This window comes from Rathayibacter sp. AY1E6, from assembly GCF_002931115.1.
In the GTDB taxonomy this organism is placed as follows: Bacteria; Actinomycetota; Actinomycetes; order Actinomycetales; family Microbacteriaceae; genus Rathayibacter.
On record NZ_PSVK01000001.1, the window covers coordinates 85351 to 103768 of the forward strand.

The window sequence follows — 18418 nt, forward strand, 5'->3', positions numbered from 1 at the left end:
ACGGGACTCGAGCCGGACGGGACTCGAGCCTTAAGGGGGTCAGGCCGGGCGCACCCCGAGCAGGGCGTCGACCGCGTCGCGCAGGAGCGACGGGTCGTCCACGCCCTCGGTCAGTGCGGCGTCGACGACGGCGAGGGCGGCCGGAGTGCCGAGGTCGTCGGCCAGCGCCTCGCGCAGCTGCGCCAGCACCTCGAGCGCCGAGCGCGGTCCCACGGCGGCGAGGGCCGCCTCCCAGCGCGCCAGGCGCGCCTCGGCCGACGGCAGGTCCTCGGGCAGCCACTCCCAGTCGGAGCGGTAGTGGTGCGCGAGGAGCGCGAGGCGGATCGCCCGCGGGTCCGCGCCCTCGCTCCGCAGACGTGAGACCAGCACCAGGTTCCCGAGCGACTTGCTCATCTTCTCGCCCTGGTAGGCGACCATCCCGGCGTGCGCGTAGGCGCGGGCCAGAGGACGGCCGGACAGCGAAGCGGCGTGGCCGGCGCTGAACTCGTGGTGCGGGAAGACCAGGTCGCTCCCGCCGCCCTGCAGGGTGAACTCGGGTCCGAGCCGGTCGAGGGCGATCACCGAGCACTCGATGTGCCAGCCCGGACGGCCGCGGCCGACCTCGGCGTCCCAGGCGGGCTCGCCGGCGCGCTCGGCCCGCCAGAGCAGCGGATCGAGGGGGTCGCGCTTGCCGGCGCGCTCCGGGTCGCCCCCGCGCAGCGCCGAGAAGCGGGCCATCGACTCCGCGTCGAGCCGGCTCTCGCTGCCCAGGTGCCAGACGGCGCTCTCGGCCGCGGCGATGTCGTAGTAGAGGTCGCTCGCGCCCTCCTCCGCCGCGTCCGGAGCAGCGACGCGGTAGGCGACGCCGTCGCGCTCCAGGCGGGCGACCGCCTCCGCGATGGGATCCACAGTCTCGGTGACTCCGACGTAGTGCTGCGGAGGCAGGACGCGCAGGGCGGCCATGTCGCCGCGGAACAGCTCGACCTGCTCCTCGGCGAGGTCGCGCCAGTCGACACCGGTGGCCGTCGCACGCTCGAGCAGCGGGTCGTCGACGTCGGTCACGTTCTGGGCGTACTCGACCGTGTAGCCCGCGTCGAGCCAGACGCGCTGGACCGTGTCGAAGGCGAGGTAGGTCGACGCGTGCCCGAGGTGGGTGGCGTCGTAGGGCGTGATGCCGCAGACGTAGAGGCTCGCGACTCCGCTGGGCGCGTCGAGCTCGACGGGGCCGGCGGTCGCGGTGTCGTGCAGGCGCGGTGCGCTCCCCCGGCCGGGCAGGGCGGGGACGTCGGCGGCGGTCCAGGCGCGCATCTAGGCGGCGATCAGGCCGGTAGCGAGCGCGACCATGAGGACGACGCCGAGGACGATGCGGTACACGACGAACGGGAGGAAGCTGCGGCGGGAGATGTAGCTCATGAAGAACGCGATCACGACGAAGCCGACCACGAACGCGACGATGGTCGCCACGAGGGTCTCGAGCCCGCCGACCTGGACCTGGTTCGGGAGCACGACCGGGTCGCTGATGCTCTTGTACAGCTGGTAGAGACCGCTGCCGAACACCGCGGGGATCGCGAGGAGGAAGGAGTAGCGCGCCGCCGCCTTGCGCTCGTACCCGAGGAAGAGGCCGGCGGTGATGGTGCCTCCCGAGCGGGAGACGCCGGGGATCAGGGCGAGCGCCTGCGCGCCTCCGAAGATCAGGCCGTCGCGGACGCCCAGGTCGCGCAGGCGTCGCTTCTTCGCGCCGACCGCGTCGGCGATGCCGAGCAGGATGCCGAAGAGGATGAGGGTGGTGGCCACCACCCACAGGGAGCGGAGGGTCGTCTCGATCGCGTCCTGGAAGACGAGGCCGAGGACGATGATCGGAAGGCTGCCCAGGATGATGAGCCAGCCCATGCGGGCGTCCGGGTCCGAGCGCGTGATCCGGCCGACGAGGGAGCGAGCCCAGTGCGACACGATCCGCACGATGTCGCGCCAGAAGTAGATGATGACGGCGGTCTCGGTGCCCAGCTGCGTGATCGCGGTGAACGCGGCTCCGGTGTCGCGGCCGCCGAGACCGGGCAGCAGCTCGCTGACAATCCGGAGGTGGGCGCTGGAGGAGATGGGGAGGAATTCGGTCAGACCCTGGACGAGTCCCAGGATCAGTGCGTCGAGCAGGCCCATGCGTCACTTTCGAGGAGGGCTGGGGCGTCGTCGGCCAGCAGTCGGTCGGGATCGGTCGGTGCTGACCCGGTCCGCGGCGCCGTCAGGAGCTCAGCAGGAGATCGGTCAGGACCTTCCTGCCAAACACTAGTGCGTCCAGTGGAACGCACTCGTCGACCCCGTGGAACAGCGCCGGGAAGTCCAGGGTCGACGGCAGCTGGAGCGGCGCGAACCCGTATCCGGTGATGCCGAGCGTCGAGAGCGCCTTGTTGTCGGTGCCTCCGGAGAGCAGGTACGGGAGGACCTCGGCGCCCGGATCGAACCGGCGGATCGAGGCGGCCATGCTCTCGACGAGGGGGCCGGCGAAGGGCACCTCGAGTCCGATGTCGCGGTGCTGGACGAGGATCTCGACGTGCTCGCCCGCGAGGACCTTCAGCGTCTCGAGCACGGAATCCTCCTCGCCGGGGAGGACGCGCACGTCGATGGTGGCCTCCGCGGTGTCCGGGATGACGTTGGCCTTGTAGCCGGCCGACAGCATCGACGGATTGGCGGTGGTGCGCAGCGTCGCGGCGATGAAGCGCGAGGCGGTGCCGGTGGCGAGCGCCAGCTCCTCCGGAGTGCTGCGCTGGGGGTCGTGGCCGAGCAGGCGGGCGACCTCGTCGAGCAGCTCGCGCGTGGTGTCGGTGAGGCGCGTGGGCCACTCCTCGCTGCCGATGCGGGCGATCGCCTGCGCCAGCCGGGTGACGGCGTTCTCGGAGTTGATCTGCGAGCCGTGCCCCGCCGTGCCGTGCGCGCGGAGGGTCAGCCACATCAGCGCCTTCTCGCCCGTCTGCACGAGGTAGGCGCGCTTGCCGGCCAGCTCGATCGAGTAGCCGCCGACCTCGCTGATCGCCTCGGTCGCTCCGGCGAACAGCTCGGGCCGCTCACGGGCCAGGAATCCCGATCCCCGCACGCCGCCCGCCTCCTCGTCGGCGAAGAAGGCGATGACGAGGTCGCGGGAGGGGCGCCTCCCCTCGCGGAGGATGTCGCCGAGCGAGGCGAGGATCATCGCGTCCATGTTCTTCATGTCGACCGCGCCGCGACCCCAGAGCATGCCGTCCTTGATCTCGCCGCCGAACGGGTCGACGCTCCAGTTGTCGGCGATGGCGGGCACCACGTCGAGGTGCCCGTGGACGACGAGGGCGCCGCGCTCGCGGTCCTCCCCCGCGACCCGCGCCACGACGCTCGTGCGCCCCGGGTCGGAGTCGATCAGCTCGGGCTCGAGGCCGAGGTCGCGCAGCTTCGCCGCGACGTACTCCGCGGCCGGGCGCTCCGGCTCCGCCTTCCCGTCGCCGTAGTTGCTGGTGTCGAAGCGGATGAGATCGCGCGCGATGAGCGCCGTCTCGTCGAGGGTGCTGTCGGTCACGGGCGCGCTGTCGATGCTGTCGGACATGCGGGCAACGGTACCGGCGCGGGCTCGACGGCGCGCGGAGGCCGGTGGGCCGGGAGGTGGCGCGAGAGGCTCCGGAACCGTGCTAATGTCTTCTTCGGCCGCGGAAACGCAGGTCGAAGGAAACACTCGTCCGGGTGGCGGAAATGGCAGACGCGCTAGCTTGAGGTGCTAGTGCCCGTATAGGGCGTGGGGGTTCAAGTCCCCCCTCGGACACATTGATCGGAACCCCTCGTCTCTCTTCGGAGAGGCGGGGGGTTCCGTCGTTTCCGGCACCTCCCTCCTCGTGCCGGTGGGAGGGATGCGGCGGGCGGAGAGAGCAGACGCCCCGCTCTTTCCCGAAGAGGCGGGGCGTCTCCTGCAGTAAACGGGCGCTCCTGCACCGCACGGGCGCTCCTGCACCGCAGGGCCCTCCTGCACAGACCGTGCCTCGGCGTCAGACGCCTGCTGTCGCCGGCGACCAGCCGAGAGCCGGAGCGATCGATTCCACGACAGTGCGCAGGAGCCGCGCGTTGTACTCGACCCCGAGCTGGTTGGGAACGGTGAGCAGCAGCGTGTCCGCCTCCTGCACGGCGGCGTCCGCAGCGAGCTCGGCGGCGACGGCGTCCGGCTCGCCCGTGTAGCTGCGGCCGAATCGGGCGCGGACGCCCTCGAGGGGGGCGACCTGGTCCTGCTCGCCGCGGCCGCCGAAGTACAGCCGGTCGAGATCGGTCGTGATCGGAAGGACGCTGCGCGACACGGAGACGCGCGGGGTGCGCTCCCAGCCCGCCTCGCTCCACGCGGCGCGGTACTCGCGGATCTGGCGGGCCTGCAGCTCGTCGAAGGGCACGCCCTCCTCCTCCAGGAGCAGGGTCGACGACTGCAGGTTCATGCCCTGCTCGGCCGCCCAGCGCGCGGTCGCGAAGCTGCCGGCACCCCACCAGATCCGGTCCTCGAGGCCGGGCGAGCGCGGCTCGATCGAGAGCGGGAGCGACTGGCGCGTCATCGCAGGATCGGACTGCGCGACCGGCGCCCCGGCGAGCGCTTCCCGGAGGATCCGCACCTTCTGCCGGGCGAGGTCGGCGTCGGTCATCCCCTCCGGGGGGACGAAGCCGAACGCCTCGGACCCGCGCAGGGCCGTCTCGGGCGATCCCCGGCTGACCCCGAGCTCGAGCCGGCCGTCGGAGATCAGGTCGGTGGCGGCCGCCTCCTCCGCCATGTAGAGCGGGTTCTCGTAGCGCATGTCGATGACCCCGGTGCCGATCTCGATGCGGCGGGTGCGCGCGGCGATCGCCGCCAGCAGCGGGAACGGCGAGGCGAGCTGCGGCGCGAAGTGGTGCACGCGGACGTAGGCGCCGTCGATGCCGATCTCCTCCGCCGCCTCCGCGAGCTCGATCGTCTGGAGGAGGACGTCGCGAGCAGAGCGGGTCTGAGACCCGGGGACGGACTGGTAGTGGCCGAAGGAGAGGAAGCCGATGCGCGAGACCATGCCTGCCTCAGCGCCCGGGGGTCCCCCGCTATTCCCGGAGGGTGTGCACGGCGGTCGCCGAACCGCGACAGCGCTCCCGAGGAGTCCTCAATACACGTATGGTGGTCGCATGCCCGCTGATCGGGGCGGAGAGGGGTCGTCGTGGAGCCGATGGTCGGTCGCCTCGGGGCGACTCTCGGGGTCGCCATGCAGACGATCAGCGGGTCGCAGGTGCAGGCAGGCGCTCTCCGTCCGCAGCGGAACCGGTCGCCCTGTCGCGTCTCCGCGTCAGTGCGCCTCGAAGTCGGCGGAGACCGAGGCGGTGACCTCGATGTCCTCCGGCTTGAGGGCCAACGGCTCCTCAGGAGAGGAGAACGCCTTGGCGCGGCTCATCATCGCCGAGCCGCCCTCGATGCGCGTGTGCGGCCGCAGTCCCGGCTCGAAGAGGGTCAGCACCCGCACCTCGGTCAGGCCGAGAGCCGCCGCATAGGCCTCGGCCCGCTCGCGCGCGTCGCGGACGGCAGCGGTGCGGACCTCGCGCTCGATGCCCGCCCGTCGCGCCGCAGTCACGTCCCAGTCGACCCCCGAGATCTGGATCCCCGGCACCTCCGAGATCGAGCCGACCCAGCGGCCGAGAGCCGCGAAGTCCCGGTACTTCACCCGGACCCCGGCGGCCGCGACATGGAACAGCTGCGTGACGTCCGAGTCCTTGATGTACCGGCGGATCGAGGAGACCGAGATCTGATCGGAGGACCACCAGGTGGCGGCGCCGGACGCCTGCTCGGCGGCCGCCTCCTCACGGACCCGCGCGTGCAGGGCGGTGACCTCGGCGAGCGCCTGGGGTCGGGATCGCGACTCGCGCCGGATCTCGAGGCGGACGGTTCCCCGCTCGGCGGGGTGGAAGTGCTGGGCGAGACCGGCGACGGTGATAGTGACCATGGCCCCATGGTGCCGTACGCACCCCGTCAGCTCCGAGCGGCGAGCATCTCCCGGATGCGGTCGGCGAGGGCCCGCTCCGTCATCAGGTTGCTGACCAGCTGGGCTCGGTGCCCCCCGCAGGCGCCTGGGAGGGGATCTCCGGTGCTCGGGTCGACCCGGCCCAGCAGTGCCCGCTCCCCCTGGGCGATCGAGGCCTCGAGCAGGGCGAGCCGCCGCTCGAGCCGCTCGATCTCGAAGCTCTCGGGCGTGATGTCGGACTCGCGGAAGTGGCCGGCTGTGGAAGTGGGGACGCTCATCGATGATCCGTTCCGTCGGGGGCGCCCAGGAGCGGCGCCATCACCAGGAAGACACCGGAGAACGGCGATCATGACGCGAAGGCGCGAAATGCACTGACACGTGGCGCGCCACCGGCGGTCAGGAGCGGAAGACGGCCAGGTTCTCGTTCTCCACGATGGCGAGGGTGCGGACGAGGCGGGTGTAGCGCTCGACGAGCTCGCCCTCCCCCGCGCCCTGCCCCAGCAGGGCCGAGATGCTCTCGGCGGGGAAGAGGGAGACGATCTCCATCGCGACGGCCCGCGCGTGCTCGGAGGAGAGAGTGCGCGCGTACTCCAGAGCGCGGGTCAGCTGCGGCCTCTCCTCCCCCTCCGGACTCGCCGACGGTGCCGTCGTGGCGGCATGCCCGAGGACCGCCACGAAGACGCGAGCGATCTCGTCGACCCGGAGTGCGCGGACCAGGATCAGCAGACGCGAGGAGACGCGGGAGACGCCGCGCGCGAGGAGCTCTCCGCTGAGGGCGCGCACCTCGATCACCTCGCCGCCGCCGAACTCGCCGGAGACGCGCTTGATGCCCGAGGCGAACAGGCTCGAGCCGGCTCCGATGCTCCGCTCGGCCTCGAGGTTGATCTCGACGCGGCCGCGGCCGGTGGCCACTCCGGAGATCCAGCGCTGCTCCACGGGCGGATGCGCGTGCACGGCGCGGACGAGGGTGCCCGGGCCCGGCCCTCCCAGGGCGCCCAGGATGACCTCGGGGGTGCGCGCCCCGGCGATCCTGGTCGAGACGCCGTTGTGCGCGGCGAGCTCGGCGGCCCGCAGCTTGGAGCGGATGCCCCCTCGGCCGGTACCGCCCTTCTGCACGCCGATGCGGCGCAGCTCCGAGATGCCCAGCTCCTCGAGGTGCACGCCCTCGGCGATGCTGCCGGCGAAGACGCCGGGGACGTCGGTGAGCAGCAGCAGCAGGTCCGCGCCGAGGAGCATCGCCAATCCGCCGGCGACGCCGTCGTTGTCCGAGCCGGCGGAGTCGATCGTGTCGTTGCCGTTGACCACGGGCACGACTCCGGCGTCGAGGGCGTGGCGGATCGCCTCGGCGACGTGTGCCATCTGCCGGGGAGAGGCGAGGTCGGACTCGCCGATGAGGATCTGCGCGACCAGGGCGCCCGAGAGCTCGGCCACCGAGCGGTAGAAGCCCATCAGGACGGTCTGGCCCACCGCTGCCGCCAGGCGGGCGCTGATCGGCTCCTCCTGCGAGCGGGCGAAGAGCGCCCGGCCCGAGGAGACGGCGCCGGAGGAGACCAGCACGACGTCCCAGCCCAGCGCGCGGGCGGCGAAGGCGCTCTCGAGCGCGCTGGCCAGGAGAACGGGATCCGGACCCGACTGCTTGGTGACCGAGCTGGACCCCATCTTGACCACGAGGGTCCTTCTGCGCGGCGCGGCCGGGGCGGTGGCGTCGGAGTCGGCGGGGTCGGGCAGGGCGTCGGACATGGCTCCCATGGTAGAGGGGCGGCAGGAGGCCCTTCCTCGCCGAGACCCGGTGGAGAACGCCCCCGGACGGGGATGTCGGAGGCGGATGCGAGACTGCCCGGGAAGTCTGGAACCTCCTTCACGGTGCCCCTTGCCCGGCAGTCACGGAGGGGTCCGAGCGGCTCGCCGGTGGATGTCGGTGGCGATTGACATACTCGAACACATGTTCGAACATGGGCAGATGAGCCCCCCTTCACCCCTCGTCTCCGCGGAGACGGCCGAGGCCGCAGAGCCCCTTCTGCGGCAGCTCGCGTCGGTGAAGGAGCTGCAGTCCCGCATCCGGGACATGCAGGCGACCACTCTCGAGACCAGGAGCCTCGCCACCCTGCCGGCCTTCTCCTCCGTGCTCCCGGGCGGCTCGCTCAAGCAGGGTGCCGCCTACTCGGTGGAGGGCTCGATGAGTCTGGCGATGGGGCTGCTCGCCGGCCCGTCCGCCGAGGGCTCGTGGTGCGGCGTGGTGGGCGTACCGGAGTTCGGGGCCGAGGCCGCGGCCGGCATGGGGATCGACCTCGAGCGCCTGGTGCTCGTGCCCGCACCGGCCGAGCACTGGCTCACCGTCACCGCCGCTCTGGTCGATGTGCTGACCGTCGTGCTCACCCGTCCGCCCGCCTCCGTCTCCTCGGCCGACGTCTCGCGTCTGGGAGCACGACTGCGCCAGCGGGGTGCCGCGCTCGTGGTCCTCGGCGAGTGGCCCCAGGCCGAGGCGCGGCTCAGCATCCGCAGCAGCCGCTGGGAGGGGCTCGGCGACGGCCACGGCTACCTGCGCTCCCGGGAGGCGATGGTCGATGTGGTCGGCCGGGCCGGCACCCGGGTGCGCACGGTGCGGATGAGCATGCCCGGCGTCGAGAGCGCCTTCGGCTCCCGGGTCGAGCACGGCCGCCTGCACGAGCGGGCGGTCTGAGATGGCGAGCGCACCCGAGCTGCGGCGGACGATCCTCGTCTGGTGCCCCGACTGGCCCCTCCTCGCGGCCGCCGCCGACGCCGGCCTCGGCGACGAGCACCCCCTGGCCCTCACGGAGAAGAGCCTGGTCTTCGCCTCCTCCCCCGCTGCCCGGGCGGAGGGGGTCCGGCGGGGCATGCGCGTGCGCGAGGCGCAGTCCCGTTGCACGGGTCTCGCCGTCCTCCCGTACGACCCGGTGCTCGACCACCGGGCGTTCGAGCCGCTCATCCAGGCGCTCGAGGAGATCACCCCGGGCGTCCAGCTGATCCGGCCCGGTCTGTGCGCGATCCGCGCCCGCGGTCCGCGCCGCTACTACGGGAGCGAGCAGAGCGCGGCCGAGGCGATCCTGCAGCGGCTGGCCGAGCTGGGTCTCCCCGACGCCCGCATCGGGATCGCCGACGGGCTCTTCGCCTCCGAGCTCGCCGCGAAGCACTCCGGCCGCCCCGTCGCCGTCGTGCCCCCAGGAGCAGCGGCAGGCTTCCTCGCTCCTCTCCCGCTCGACGCCCTCGAGACCGAGTCCGTCGCAGCCCCTGCCCGTGCTCCCCGCCGGGGGGACGACCTGGTGGCGCTCCTGCGCAGACTCGGCGTCCGCACCCTCGGCGCCTTCGCCGCCCTCCCTCGCGAGGACGTCGCCGCCCGGTTCGGACCGGAGGGCGCCCACGCGCACCTCCTCGCCGCCGGTGCAGAGTCGGAGACGGTGGTGCCCCGGCTCCCCCCGGAGCGTCTCGACCGGGCGATGGAGTTCGAGCCCCCTCTGGACCGCATCGACCAGGCCGCCTTCGCCTTCCGCGTCCCCGCGGAGGAGTTCGTCGCCGGGCTCACCCGCGCACAGCTGGTCGCGACCGCCATCCGCATCGAGGTCGTCAGCGAGCGCGGTGAGGTCTCCTCCCGGAGCTGGCTGCACCCGAGATGGTTCACCCCGGGCGACGTGCTCGACCGGGTCCGCTGGCAGCTGCAGGGCAGCGGGGAGATCGACACCGGTCTCGGAGCTCCGATCTCGCGGCTGTGCGTCGAGCCCGAGGCGGTCGACGCGATCGGCAACCACGAGCAGGGTCTCTGGGGCACCGCTCCGGAGGAGCGCGTCCACCACGGGCTGAGCCGCGTGCAGAGCATGCTCGGGCACGAGGCCGTGATGACCGCGTCGATCGGAGGGGGTCGATCCCTCCGCGACCGCCAGCACCTGATCCCCTGGGGCGACCGGGAGCCGGGCGACGCACGGCCGAGGACCCTGCCCTGGCCCGGCTCCCTGCCGCCGCCCCTCCCGCCGACGGTCTTCGCGGAGCCCGCGGCCGTGCTGGTCCGCGGACCGAGGGGCGAACCCGTCGCCGTCGACGAGCGCGGCGCCCTCAGCTCCGTGCCCGCCTACTTCACCCCCGGGACCTCTCAGGCACGCCTGGAGCCCCTCGCCGGATGGGCGGGTCCCTGGCCGATCGACGAGCGCTGGTGGGATCCGAGCACCGCCGTCCGCTACGACCGCTTCCAGGTGGTCGACGCCGCCGGTGTCGCCTGGCTGCTGCTCTGCCTCGACGGGGTCTGGGCCGCAGAGGCCCGCTACGACTGAACCGGAGCATCCCTCCACCACCGCGAACGAGCACCGAAGGAGCCCCGATGGGCTGGAACAACCCGCCGATCCTCTGGTCGGAGTTCGAGCGCCGCCTCTCCAGCGGCAAGCGCGCCGACGGCACGGTCGTCCAGGGCGACGGCGGCGACAGTCCGGCCTGGTCGCACAAGCGCCCCGCCTACGTGGCAGGGGACGACGTCCGGCCGCCGGCTCATCCGGTGCCCTACGCCGAGCTGCACGCCCACTCCCACTTCAGCTTCCTCGACGGGGCGAGCAAGCCGGAGCAGCTGGTCGAGGAGGCGGTCCGGCTCGGCATCGACACCCTCGCGCTCACCGACCACGACGGCCTCTACGGCATCGTGAGGATGGCCGAGGCCGCGCAGGGGCACGCCGTCCGCACGGCCTTCGGAGCCGAGCTCTCCATCGGGCTCACCTCGCCTCAGAACGGGGTCGCCGATCCGGAGGGGACCCACCTGCTCGTCCTCGCGCGCCGCGAGGAGGGCTACCACCGCCTCGCCCGTTCGATCACCACCGCCCAGCTCGCCGGAGCCGAGAAGGGCAAGCCGAGCTACGACCTCGAGGAGCTCGCGCGCGCCGCCGACGGCCACTGGATCGTGCTGACGGGCTGCCGCAAGGGAGCGGTCCGTCAAGCGCTCGCCGCCGCAGGAGTGGCCGCGGCCGAGCAGGAGGTCCGCGAGCTCGTCCGGCTCTTCGGTCCCGCCAACGTCCTCGTGGAGCTGTACGACCACGGGGATCCCCTCGCCTCGCGCGCCAACGACCAGCTGGCGGCGATCGCCGAGAAGCTCCGGCTGCGGACGGTCGCCACCGGGAACGTGCACTACGCCCGGCCGGAGGAGCGCCCCCTCCAGACGGCCCTCGCCGCGGTCAGAGCACGCCGGAGCCTCGACGAGATGGACGGCTGGCTCCCCGCAGCGGGCGGCGCCCACCTGCGCTCCGGCGCCGAGATGGCCGAGCGCTTCGGCCGCTACCCCGGCTCCGTGGAGAACACGGTGCGCGTCGCCGACGAGATCGCCTTCGAGCTCGGCCGAGTCCGGCCCCGGCTGCCGCGCCAGGAGGTCCCCGAGGGGCACACCTCGATGAGCTGGCTGCGCGAGCTCGTGCGCGAGGCCGTGCCGGCCAAGTACCCCCGCGCCGACGCCGACGTCCTCGCGCGCCTCGAGAAGGAGCTCGCGGTGATCGAGCAGAAGGACTTCCCGGGCTACTTCCTGATCGTCCACGACATCGTCCACTACGCCAAGCGGAACGGCATCCTCTGCCAGGGACGCGGCTCGGCCGCCAACTCGGCGGTCTGCTACGTCCTGGGCATCACGGCGGTCGACTCGATCTTCTACGACCTGCCGTTCGAGCGGTTCCTCTCCAGCATCCGCGACGAGGAGCCCGACATCGACGTCGACTTCGACTCGGAGCGGCGCGAGGAGGTGATCCAGTACGTCTACCGGAAGTACGGACGTCTGAACGCGGCCCAGGTCGCCAACGTCATCACCTACCGGCCCAAGTTCGCCGTGCGCGACATGGCCAAGGCCCTCGGATACAGCGCCGGGCAGCAGGACGGCTGGTCGAAGCAGGTCGAGCGGTGGGGTTCCGTCACCGAGAGCACCGACCACGACATCCCCGAGGACGTGGTCGCCCTGACCACCCGGGTGCTGGGCACGCCCCGGCACCTGGGCATCCACTCCGGCGGCATGGTGCTGACCGACCGGCCCGTGGGCGAGGTCTGCCCGATCGAGCCCGCCCGGATGGAGGACCGCACCGTCCTGCAGTGGGACAAGGACGACTGCGCCTGGATGGGCCTGGTCAAGTTCGACCTCCTCGGGCTCGGGATGCTCGCCGCCCTGCAGTACACGTTCGACCTCGTCGCCGAGCACGTCGGTGAGAAGTGGGACATCTCCACCCTCCCCCGGGAGGAGAAGGGCGTCTACGACCAGCTCTGCCGCGCCGATTCGATCGGGGTGTTCCAGGTCGAGAGCAGGGCGCAGATGGGCACCCTCCCCCGGCTGCAGCCGCGCCGCTTCTACGATCTGGTGATCGAGGTCGCGCTCATCCGCCCCGGCCCCATCCAGGGCGGTGCGGTCCACCCCTACATCCGCCGCAAGCTCGGCGAGGAGCCGGTGACGTACCAGCACCCCCTCCTCGTGACGCCGCTCAAGCGCACCCTCGGCGTGCCGCTCTTCCAGGAGCAGCTCATGCAGGTGGCCGTGGCCGTCGGCGACTGCAACGCGGAGGACGCCGACCTGCTGCGCCGGGCGATGGGGTCCAAGCGCGGGACCGAGAAGATCGAGACCCTCCGCGAGCGGCTCTACCAGGGGATGGCCCGCAACGGCATCACGGGCGAGGTCGCGGACGACATCTACCTCCGGATCCAGGCCTTCGCGAACTTCGGCTTCGCCGAGAGCCATGCGATCAGCTTCGCCCTGCTGGTCTACGCGAGCGCCTGGCTCCGCCTGCACTACCCCGCCGCGTTCACCGCCGCGCTGCTGCGGGCGCAGCCCATGGGCTTCTACGCCCCGCACACCCTGGTCGCCGATGCCCGGCGTCACGGAGTGGAGGTCGTCTCGCCCGACGTCAACCGCTCGCTGGCGCCTCCGGGGCTCGAGGCGAAGGAGGACACCCCCGCACGCCGGAGGGGCGGTGGCGCCTACGGGAGCGACGACTGCCTCCGCGCCGATCAGCCGCCCACGGGGCTGTTCGACCGCACCGAGCACTTCCACACGGACGACCACAGGCGCGACAGCGGCTTCGTGATCAGGCTCGGGCTGGCCGGGGTGAAGGGCATCGGCACCTCGCTCGCCGAGCACATCGTCGCCGAGCGCGAGCGCGGCGGACCCTACGCGAGCATGGCCGACCTCTCGCGTCGGGTCGGCACGACCGCGGCTCAGCTGGAGGCCCTCGGTGCCGCGGGCGCCTTCGACTCGCTCGGTCTGCAGCGCCGGCAGGCGCTCTGGGAGGCCGGCACCGCCGCAGGCGACCGCGAGGAGTTCCTCGCCGGTTCCACGGTCGTCGTGCAGCCCCCGCTCCTGCCGATGCTCTCCCCTCAGGAGCGCGTGGTCTTCGACTTCTGGGCCACCGGCATCTCGCCCGACGACCATCCGCTGCGCCACCTCCGCGAGGGACTCGCTCGCCGCGGCGCCCGCTCCTCGGCCGATCTCCCCGCCATCCCCTCGGGGACCCGGATCGAGGTCGGCGGGGTCGTGATCCACCGCCAACGTCCCTCCACAGCCGGTGGAGTGACCTTCCTCAACCTCGAGGACGAGCACGGGATCCTCAACGTGATCTGCTCCGTCGGAGTATGGAACCGCTACCGCCGCGTGGCCCGCGAGGCACCCGCCCTGCTGGTCAGGGGGATCCTCGAGCGCTCCGACGAGGGGGTGACGAACCTCCTCGCCGACAGGTTCGAGACCCTCACGGTCGGCGCTCGCACCACCTCCCGCAACTTCCGATGACCCCTCAGCGGCACTGCCCGCTCGCCCCACGAGAAAGCGACACCATGACCACTCTCGACCACGCCGCTCCCGCTCCGCACCTCGATGCGCCGCTCCTGAACGACCGCGAGCTGCGCGAGCGCGTCTCCTCGCTGATCGGACCGGCCTACCGCCGGGCCCTGTGGCCGATCTTCCTCGACCGCGACGGCGTGCAGCTGCCGATCCTCTACCCGGTGGACGGGCTCCCCGTGCACCCCGACGAGGAGAAGACCGAGCGGATCGTCGCCACCCTCGCCAAGGCCGTGGCGCACCAGGACGTGGGCTCGCTCGCCTTCGCCCTGGAACGTCCCGGGCGCGCCTTCCTCGGCGAGACCGATCGGGTCCTCGCCCGTCACCTGGCGGCGGCGTGCCACAAGCGGGCCATCCCCCTCCGCGCGCTCCTGCTCGTCCACGACGAGGGAGTGCGGGTCGTGACCGCGACGGAGTACGCCGCGGTCACGCTCTGAGCGCTCGGGCCCGAGGCGGCCGTTCAGGACAGCGGCGGCCGGCCACCTGAACAGCCGGCCGCCACGGACCTCAGGCGCTCAGGCGCTCAGGCGCTCAGCGTCACCAGCAGCGAGGAACCGCCGAGATCCACCTCGGTGTCCCCGGGCTGCACCGCGTACTCCCCGACGCCGAGCAGCGTCTCCGCCACCTCCGGCAGGGCGATGCGGGCGGCGGACTCGCCGACGTTGATCGCCACGGTCACCCGACCGCGGCCGAGAGTCAGCCAGCGGGCCTCCTCGTCGAACTCCACGCGGAGCGACCCGAAGCGCGGGTCCGTCAGCTCGGGGTAGCGGCGGCGGATCACCGCCAGCTCGCGGTACACCTCGAGGGTGCGGGCGTGACGCCCCTCCCCGACCTCGGACCAGTCGAGCCGCGAGCGCAGGAACGTCTCCGGGTCCTGCGGGTCGGGCACGACCTCCGGGTCCCAGCCCATCTTCGCGAACTCCTCGATGCGGCCCTTCGCCGTCGCCTCACCCAGATCCTTCTCCGGGTGCGAGGTGAAGAACTGCCACGGGGTCGACGCCGCCCACTCCTCGCCCATGAACAGCATGGGAGTGAAAGGGCCCAGCAGCGTCAGAGCAGCGGCGATCGCGAGACGGCCCTCGTCGAGGGACGCCGTCAGACGGTCGCCGACCGCCCGGTTGCCGATCTGGTCGTGGTTCTGGCTGCAGACCACCAGGCGCCAGGTCGGCATGTGCTCGGTGTCCACCGGACGGCCGTGGTGACGGCCACGGAACGTCGAGAGGGTGCCGTCGTGGAAGAAGCCCCGGGTCAGCACCTTCGCGAGGGCGCCGAGCGGCGCGAAGTCCTCGTAGTAGCCCGTGGTCTCCCCGGTCAGCGCGACGTGGACCGCGTGGTGGAAGTCGTCGCTCCACTGCGCGTCGAGCCCGTAGCCGTGCGCCTCCCGCGGAGTGATCAGCGTCGGGTCGTTGAGGTCGGACTCGGCGATCAGCGTCAGAGGGCGCCCGACGTGGGCCGACAGCACGGCCACCTCGCTCGCCATCTCCTCGAGCACGTGCACGGCCCGCTCGTCCGAGAGGGCGTGCACCGCGTCCAGGCGCAGGGCGTCGACGTGGTAGTCGCGCAGCCACATCAGAGCGTTGTCGATGATGTACCCGCGGACGGTGTCCGAACCCTCGCCGTCGAGGTTGATCGAGCTGCCCCAGGTGTTGGCCTTCTCGTTCTTGAGGTACGGGCCGAACTCCGGCAGGTAGTTGCCGCTCGGGCCGAGGTGGTTGTAGACGACGTCCTGGACCACGCCGAGGCCGGCACGGTGGGCGGCGTCCACGAAGCGCTGGTACGCCTCGGGTCCGCCGTACGGCTCGTGCACGGCGTACCAGAGGACGCCGTCGTAGCCCCAGTTGTGCGTTCCGTTCACCGCGTTGACCGGCAGCAGCTCGATGAAGTCCACGCCGATCGAGCGCAGGTGCTCGAAGCGCTCCGCCGCGGCGTCCAGGGTGCCCTCGGGTGTGAACGTGCCGAGGTGCAGCTCGTAGATGACGGCGCCGGCGAGCTCGCGCCCGGTCCAGGCGGAGTCGCCCCACTCGTGCGCCGAGGGGTCGAACGTGCGCGAGAGCTCGTGCACGCCCTTCGGCTGGCGGCGCGAGCGGGGGTCCGGCAGCGGACCACTGCCGTCCACCCGGTACCCGTAGTCGACCTCGCCGGTGGCCTGGGCCGACGCGGGCGCCCGCCACCATCCGTCGTCTCCGTGGCGGGTCATCGTCAGCGACGAGTCGTCGCCGAGGAGGAGCTCGACCGTCGAGGCCTCGGGGGCCCAGACGTCGAACCGCTCGGGCCCGGTCGTCGGGAGTGCGTAGCGGTAGGGAGTCGTGCTGATCACTGCTGTCTCCAGGAGGGGTCGGATCGGTCTGCGGTGCGGTGCGGAACCGGTCAGGAGACCGGGGCGAGCAGTGCCACGGGGTAGTCGGCGAGGATCTCGGCGACCGGAGTCACTCCTCCCGCGAAGGTGCGGCCGGTGAGGACGTCCTCCATCGGGTGCCCGGGCAGGACCACGACCGTGCCGTTCCACCCGCCCGAAGCGGCGAGGCCCTCGGGGAGCCTGGTCGCGACGGTCAGCGCGCCGCCGCGGTCGAAAGCGATCGCGTGCTCAGCGGCGGGCCCGATCGCGGGGACGGCGGCGTAGCGGGTGAACAGCTCGGGGCGGTCGCGGCGGAGCCGGAGGGCGCGTGAGGTGACGAGGAGCTTCGCGGCTCCCTCGGCGTCGATCGCGGGCTTCCAGCCGCCGTCGATCCGCTCCAGCAGCGCTCGACGCTGCCCGAAGTCGACCTCGCGGCGGTTGTCCGGGTCGACGAGGGAGGTCTCCCAGAGCTCGCTGCCCTGGTAGACGTCCGGGATGCCCGGGGCGGTGATCTGCACGAGCTTCGCGGCGAGGCCGTTCGACCAGCCGGCGACCGACACCCGCTCGACGGTCTGCTCGACCAGCCGGCGGACGGCGGGCTCGTCGAACGCCGCGTCGATCGCCGCGTGCATCCGCTTCTCGAACTGCTCGTCAGGAGCGGTCCAGTGCGTCGAGTCGTCGGCCTCGCGCGACGCCTTCTCGGCGTAGGCGTGCAGGCGCTCGCGGCTCGCGGGCCAGGTCCCCACGACGGCCTCCCAGAGCAGGTGCTCGATCGGGCCGTCGCCGAAGCCGACGAGGGCGTGGAGCTCGCGGAGCGTCGCCGCCCACGCCTCCGGGTCCTCGGCCAGTGCGGTGATGCGGGCACGGGTGTCCTCGCCGCGCTTCGTGTCGTGGGTCGAGAGCGTGGTGAGCGAGGCGGGGAACGAGGCCTGGCGCACGGCCTGGCGGCGGTGGAACTCGACCAGGTCGATCGCGAACTCGTCCGGGTCCGCTCCGACCTCGTTCAGCGAGGTGAGGCGGCTGAAGCGGTAGAACGCCGTGTCCTCGACGCCCTTCGCCATCACCATGCCGGAGGTCTGCTGGAAGCGCACGGACACCGGCGTGCCGGTCTCGCCGAGCGCCGCGGCGACCTCGTCGATGGTCGCGCGGATCTCGGGACGGCGGCGCACGGCGTCGACGCGGGCGTGCTCGAGGTGCTCCGCTCCGTAGGGGAGGTAGCTGCGGTAGACCGGGTAGGTCGCCAGGAGCTCCGCCAGCGCGTCGTCCGCTCCCTCGATGCCGGGGATCAGGCGGGCCAGCCGCAGGACCTCGGAGCGGAGGATGCCGTCGGCGATGCCGCGCTTGGTGTCGTGGATGAGGTCGGCCCACTGCAGCGGGGCGCCCTTCCCCGTGAGCTCGGCGTCGAGGCCCTCCAGCACGGGGCGGGCGTCGGGGTCGACCAGGATGCGGTCGACGTCGGCCAGGGCGTCGTAGCCCGTGGTGCCGACGGTCGCCCAGTGCGGCGGGAGCTCCTCGTCGCCCTCGAGGATCTTCTCGACCCAGACCGGGGCGCCGCCGATCGCGCGGGCCAGGTCGTCGAGGTATCCGCCCGGGTCGGCCAGGCCGTCCGGGTGGTCGACGCGAAGGCCGTCAGCGAGCCCCTCGGTGAACCAGCGGACGATCTCGGCGTGCGAGGCGTCGAACACCTCGGGCCGCTCGACCGTGATGGCGGCGAGGGTGTTCACCGCGAAGAAGCGGCGGTAGTTCAGCTCGGCGTCGGCGCGGCGCCAGTTCACGAGCTCGTAGCTCTGGCGCTCGTGCACCGTGCGGCCGGAGTCGCCGGGCTCGGCGGTGCCGGGCGCGATCGGCAGGCGGTTCTCGTAGTAGTGCAGCTCGTCGCCGACGACCTCGAGCGCGTCGAGCTCGCTGTCGCTGTCTCCCTCGCTCGCACCGTCGCCGAGGATCGGCACGCGCAGCTTCCCGCCCCCCGCCTCCCAGTCGATGTCGAAGGCGGTGGCGTAGCGGGAGGACTTCCCGTTCCTCAGCAGGTCCCACCACCACGAGTTCTCGCTCGGGGTCGCGACGCCCATGTGGTTGGGGACGATGTCGATGAGGACGCCGAGGCCCTCCGCCCGCGCCGCGGCCGAGGCGTTCGCCAGGCCGGCCGCGCCACCGCGGTCGGGATCGACCTCGGTGTGGTCCACCACGTCGTAGCCGTGGTCCGAGCCGGGCTCGGCCTTCAGCAGCGGCGAGAAGTACAGCCAGTCCGCTCCGAGCGCGCGCACGTAGTCGGCGACGCGGGCGGCGTCGTCGAGGTCGAACGCCGACCGGATCTGGAGGCGGTAGGTGGAGGCGGGCAGACGCACG

At 72.5% G+C, this 18418-nt stretch carries 13 protein-coding genes and 1 tRNA gene; 5 read left to right on the forward strand and 9 right to left on the reverse strand.

The genetic code is table 11. The features are described from left to right. Nucleotides 1–39: 39 nt before the first annotated feature. From mshC to C5C46_RS00370, 3 genes are all read right to left on the reverse strand, one after another. Nucleotides 40–1287, reverse strand: a complete 1248-nt coding sequence (gene mshC, locus C5C46_RS00360; RefSeq protein ID WP_104225264.1) for a cysteine--1-D-myo-inosityl 2-amino-2-deoxy-alpha-D-glucopyranoside ligase — start codon at nt 1285–1287, stop codon at nt 40–42. Continuing rightward, a complete protein-coding gene (locus C5C46_RS00365) occupies nt 1288–2136 on the reverse strand; it encodes an undecaprenyl-diphosphate phosphatase (RefSeq protein ID WP_104225265.1) in 849 nt (282 codons plus the stop codon). Between the two features lie 82 nt (nt 2137–2218). Next, nucleotides 2219–3547 (reverse strand): M20/M25/M40 family metallo-hydrolase, encoded by a 1329-nt coding sequence (locus tag C5C46_RS00370; protein WP_181136468.1) that lies wholly within the window; start codon nt 3545–3547, stop codon nt 2219–2221. Between the two features lie 128 nt (nt 3548–3675). On the opposite strand from C5C46_RS00370, the gene C5C46_RS00375 reads away from it, so the two are divergent. Further along, a tRNA-Leu gene (locus C5C46_RS00375) sits at nt 3676–3760 on the forward strand. A gap of 220 nt (nt 3761–3980) precedes the next feature. On the opposite strand, the gene C5C46_RS00380 is transcribed toward C5C46_RS00375, so the two are convergent. From C5C46_RS00380 to proB, 4 genes are all read right to left on the reverse strand, one after another. Then, nucleotides 3981–5012, reverse strand: coding sequence for an LLM class flavin-dependent oxidoreductase (locus tag C5C46_RS00380; protein ID WP_104225266.1), 1032 nt, complete (start codon nt 5010–5012; stop codon nt 3981–3983). A 267-nt stretch (nt 5013–5279) separates the two neighbouring features. After that, complete coding sequence (locus C5C46_RS00385; RefSeq protein ID WP_104225267.1) at nt 5280–5930, reverse strand: SIMPL domain-containing protein; 651 nt, start codon at nt 5928–5930, stop codon at nt 5280–5282. 26 nt (nt 5931–5956) lie between these two features. Continuing rightward, nucleotides 5957–6226: a hypothetical protein gene (locus tag C5C46_RS00390; protein WP_104225268.1), complete on the reverse strand. Its 270-nt coding sequence runs from the start codon at nt 6224–6226 to the stop codon at nt 5957–5959. Between the two features lie 118 nt (nt 6227–6344). Beyond that, nucleotides 6345–7688, reverse strand: a complete 1344-nt coding sequence (gene proB, locus C5C46_RS00395; protein ID WP_181136469.1) for a glutamate 5-kinase — start codon at nt 7686–7688, stop codon at nt 6345–6347. A gap of 220 nt (nt 7689–7908) precedes the next feature. On the opposite strand from proB, the gene C5C46_RS00400 reads away from it, so the two are divergent. From C5C46_RS00400 to C5C46_RS00415, 4 genes are read left to right on the forward strand one after another with little or no spacing between them, the layout of a single operon-like run. Next, the gene (locus C5C46_RS00400) at nt 7909–8628 is read left to right on the forward strand and encodes a hypothetical protein (RefSeq protein ID WP_104225270.1); all 720 of its coding nucleotides are present in this window, start codon (nt 7909–7911) and stop codon (nt 8626–8628) included. A gap of 1 nt (nt 8629) precedes the next feature. Then, nucleotides 8630–10228, forward strand: a complete 1599-nt coding sequence (locus C5C46_RS00405) for a DNA polymerase Y family protein (protein ID WP_104225271.1) — start codon at nt 8630–8632, stop codon at nt 10226–10228. A 47-nt stretch (nt 10229–10275) separates the two neighbouring features. Beyond that, nucleotides 10276–13689 (forward strand): error-prone DNA polymerase, encoded by a 3414-nt coding sequence (locus C5C46_RS00410; RefSeq protein WP_104225272.1) that lies wholly within the window; start codon nt 10276–10278, stop codon nt 13687–13689. A gap of 44 nt (nt 13690–13733) precedes the next feature. Further along, nucleotides 13734–14174: a hypothetical protein gene (locus C5C46_RS00415; RefSeq protein ID WP_104221992.1), complete on the forward strand. Its 441-nt coding sequence runs from the start codon at nt 13734–13736 to the stop codon at nt 14172–14174. 86 nt (nt 14175–14260) lie between these two features. Here the strand turns inward: C5C46_RS00415 and treZ are convergent, their stop codons facing one another. Further along, on the reverse strand, nt 14261–16054 hold the full coding sequence (gene treZ, locus C5C46_RS00420) for a malto-oligosyltrehalose trehalohydrolase (RefSeq protein WP_258059237.1): 1794 nt from the start codon (nt 16052–16054) through the stop codon (nt 14261–14263). A 50-nt stretch (nt 16055–16104) separates the two neighbouring features. After that, nucleotides 16105–18417 carry a malto-oligosyltrehalose synthase gene (treY, locus tag C5C46_RS00425; RefSeq protein ID WP_104225273.1) on the reverse strand — a complete coding sequence of 771 codons (2313 nt, stop codon included), beginning with the start codon at nt 18415–18417 and terminating at the stop codon, nt 16105–16107. Nucleotide 18418 lies beyond the last annotated feature (1 nt).

Excerpts from the sequence above, each read along its gene's own strand:
- mshC (WP_104225264.1), bottom strand. The coding sequence starts at position 1,287 with ATGCGCGCCTGGACCGCCGCCGACGTCCCCGCCCTGCCCGGCCGGGGG.
- C5C46_RS00365 (WP_104225265.1), bottom strand. The coding sequence starts at position 2,136 with ATGGGCCTGCTCGACGCACTGATCCTGGGACTCGTCCAGGGTCTGACC.
- C5C46_RS00370 (WP_181136468.1), bottom strand. The coding sequence starts at position 3,547 with ATGTCCGACAGCATCGACAGCGCGCCCGTGACCGACAGCACCCTCGAC.
- C5C46_RS00380 (WP_104225266.1), bottom strand. The coding sequence starts at position 5,012 with ATGGTCTCGCGCATCGGCTTCCTCTCCTTCGGCCACTACCAGTCCGTC.
- C5C46_RS00385 (WP_104225267.1), bottom strand. The coding sequence starts at position 5,930 with ATGGTCACTATCACCGTCGCCGGTCTCGCCCAGCACTTCCACCCCGCC.
- C5C46_RS00390 (WP_104225268.1), bottom strand. The coding sequence starts at position 6,226 with ATGAGCGTCCCCACTTCCACAGCCGGCCACTTCCGCGAGTCCGACATC.
- proB (WP_181136469.1), bottom strand. The coding sequence starts at position 7,688 with ATGTCCGACGCCCTGCCCGACCCCGCCGACTCCGACGCCACCGCCCCG.
- C5C46_RS00400 (WP_104225270.1), top strand. The coding sequence starts at position 7,909 with ATGAGCCCCCCTTCACCCCTCGTCTCCGCGGAGACGGCCGAGGCCGCA.
- C5C46_RS00405 (WP_104225271.1), top strand. The coding sequence starts at position 8,630 with ATGGCGAGCGCACCCGAGCTGCGGCGGACGATCCTCGTCTGGTGCCCC.
- C5C46_RS00410 (WP_104225272.1), top strand. The coding sequence starts at position 10,276 with ATGGGCTGGAACAACCCGCCGATCCTCTGGTCGGAGTTCGAGCGCCGC.
- C5C46_RS00415 (WP_104221992.1), top strand. The coding sequence starts at position 13,734 with ATGACCACTCTCGACCACGCCGCTCCCGCTCCGCACCTCGATGCGCCG.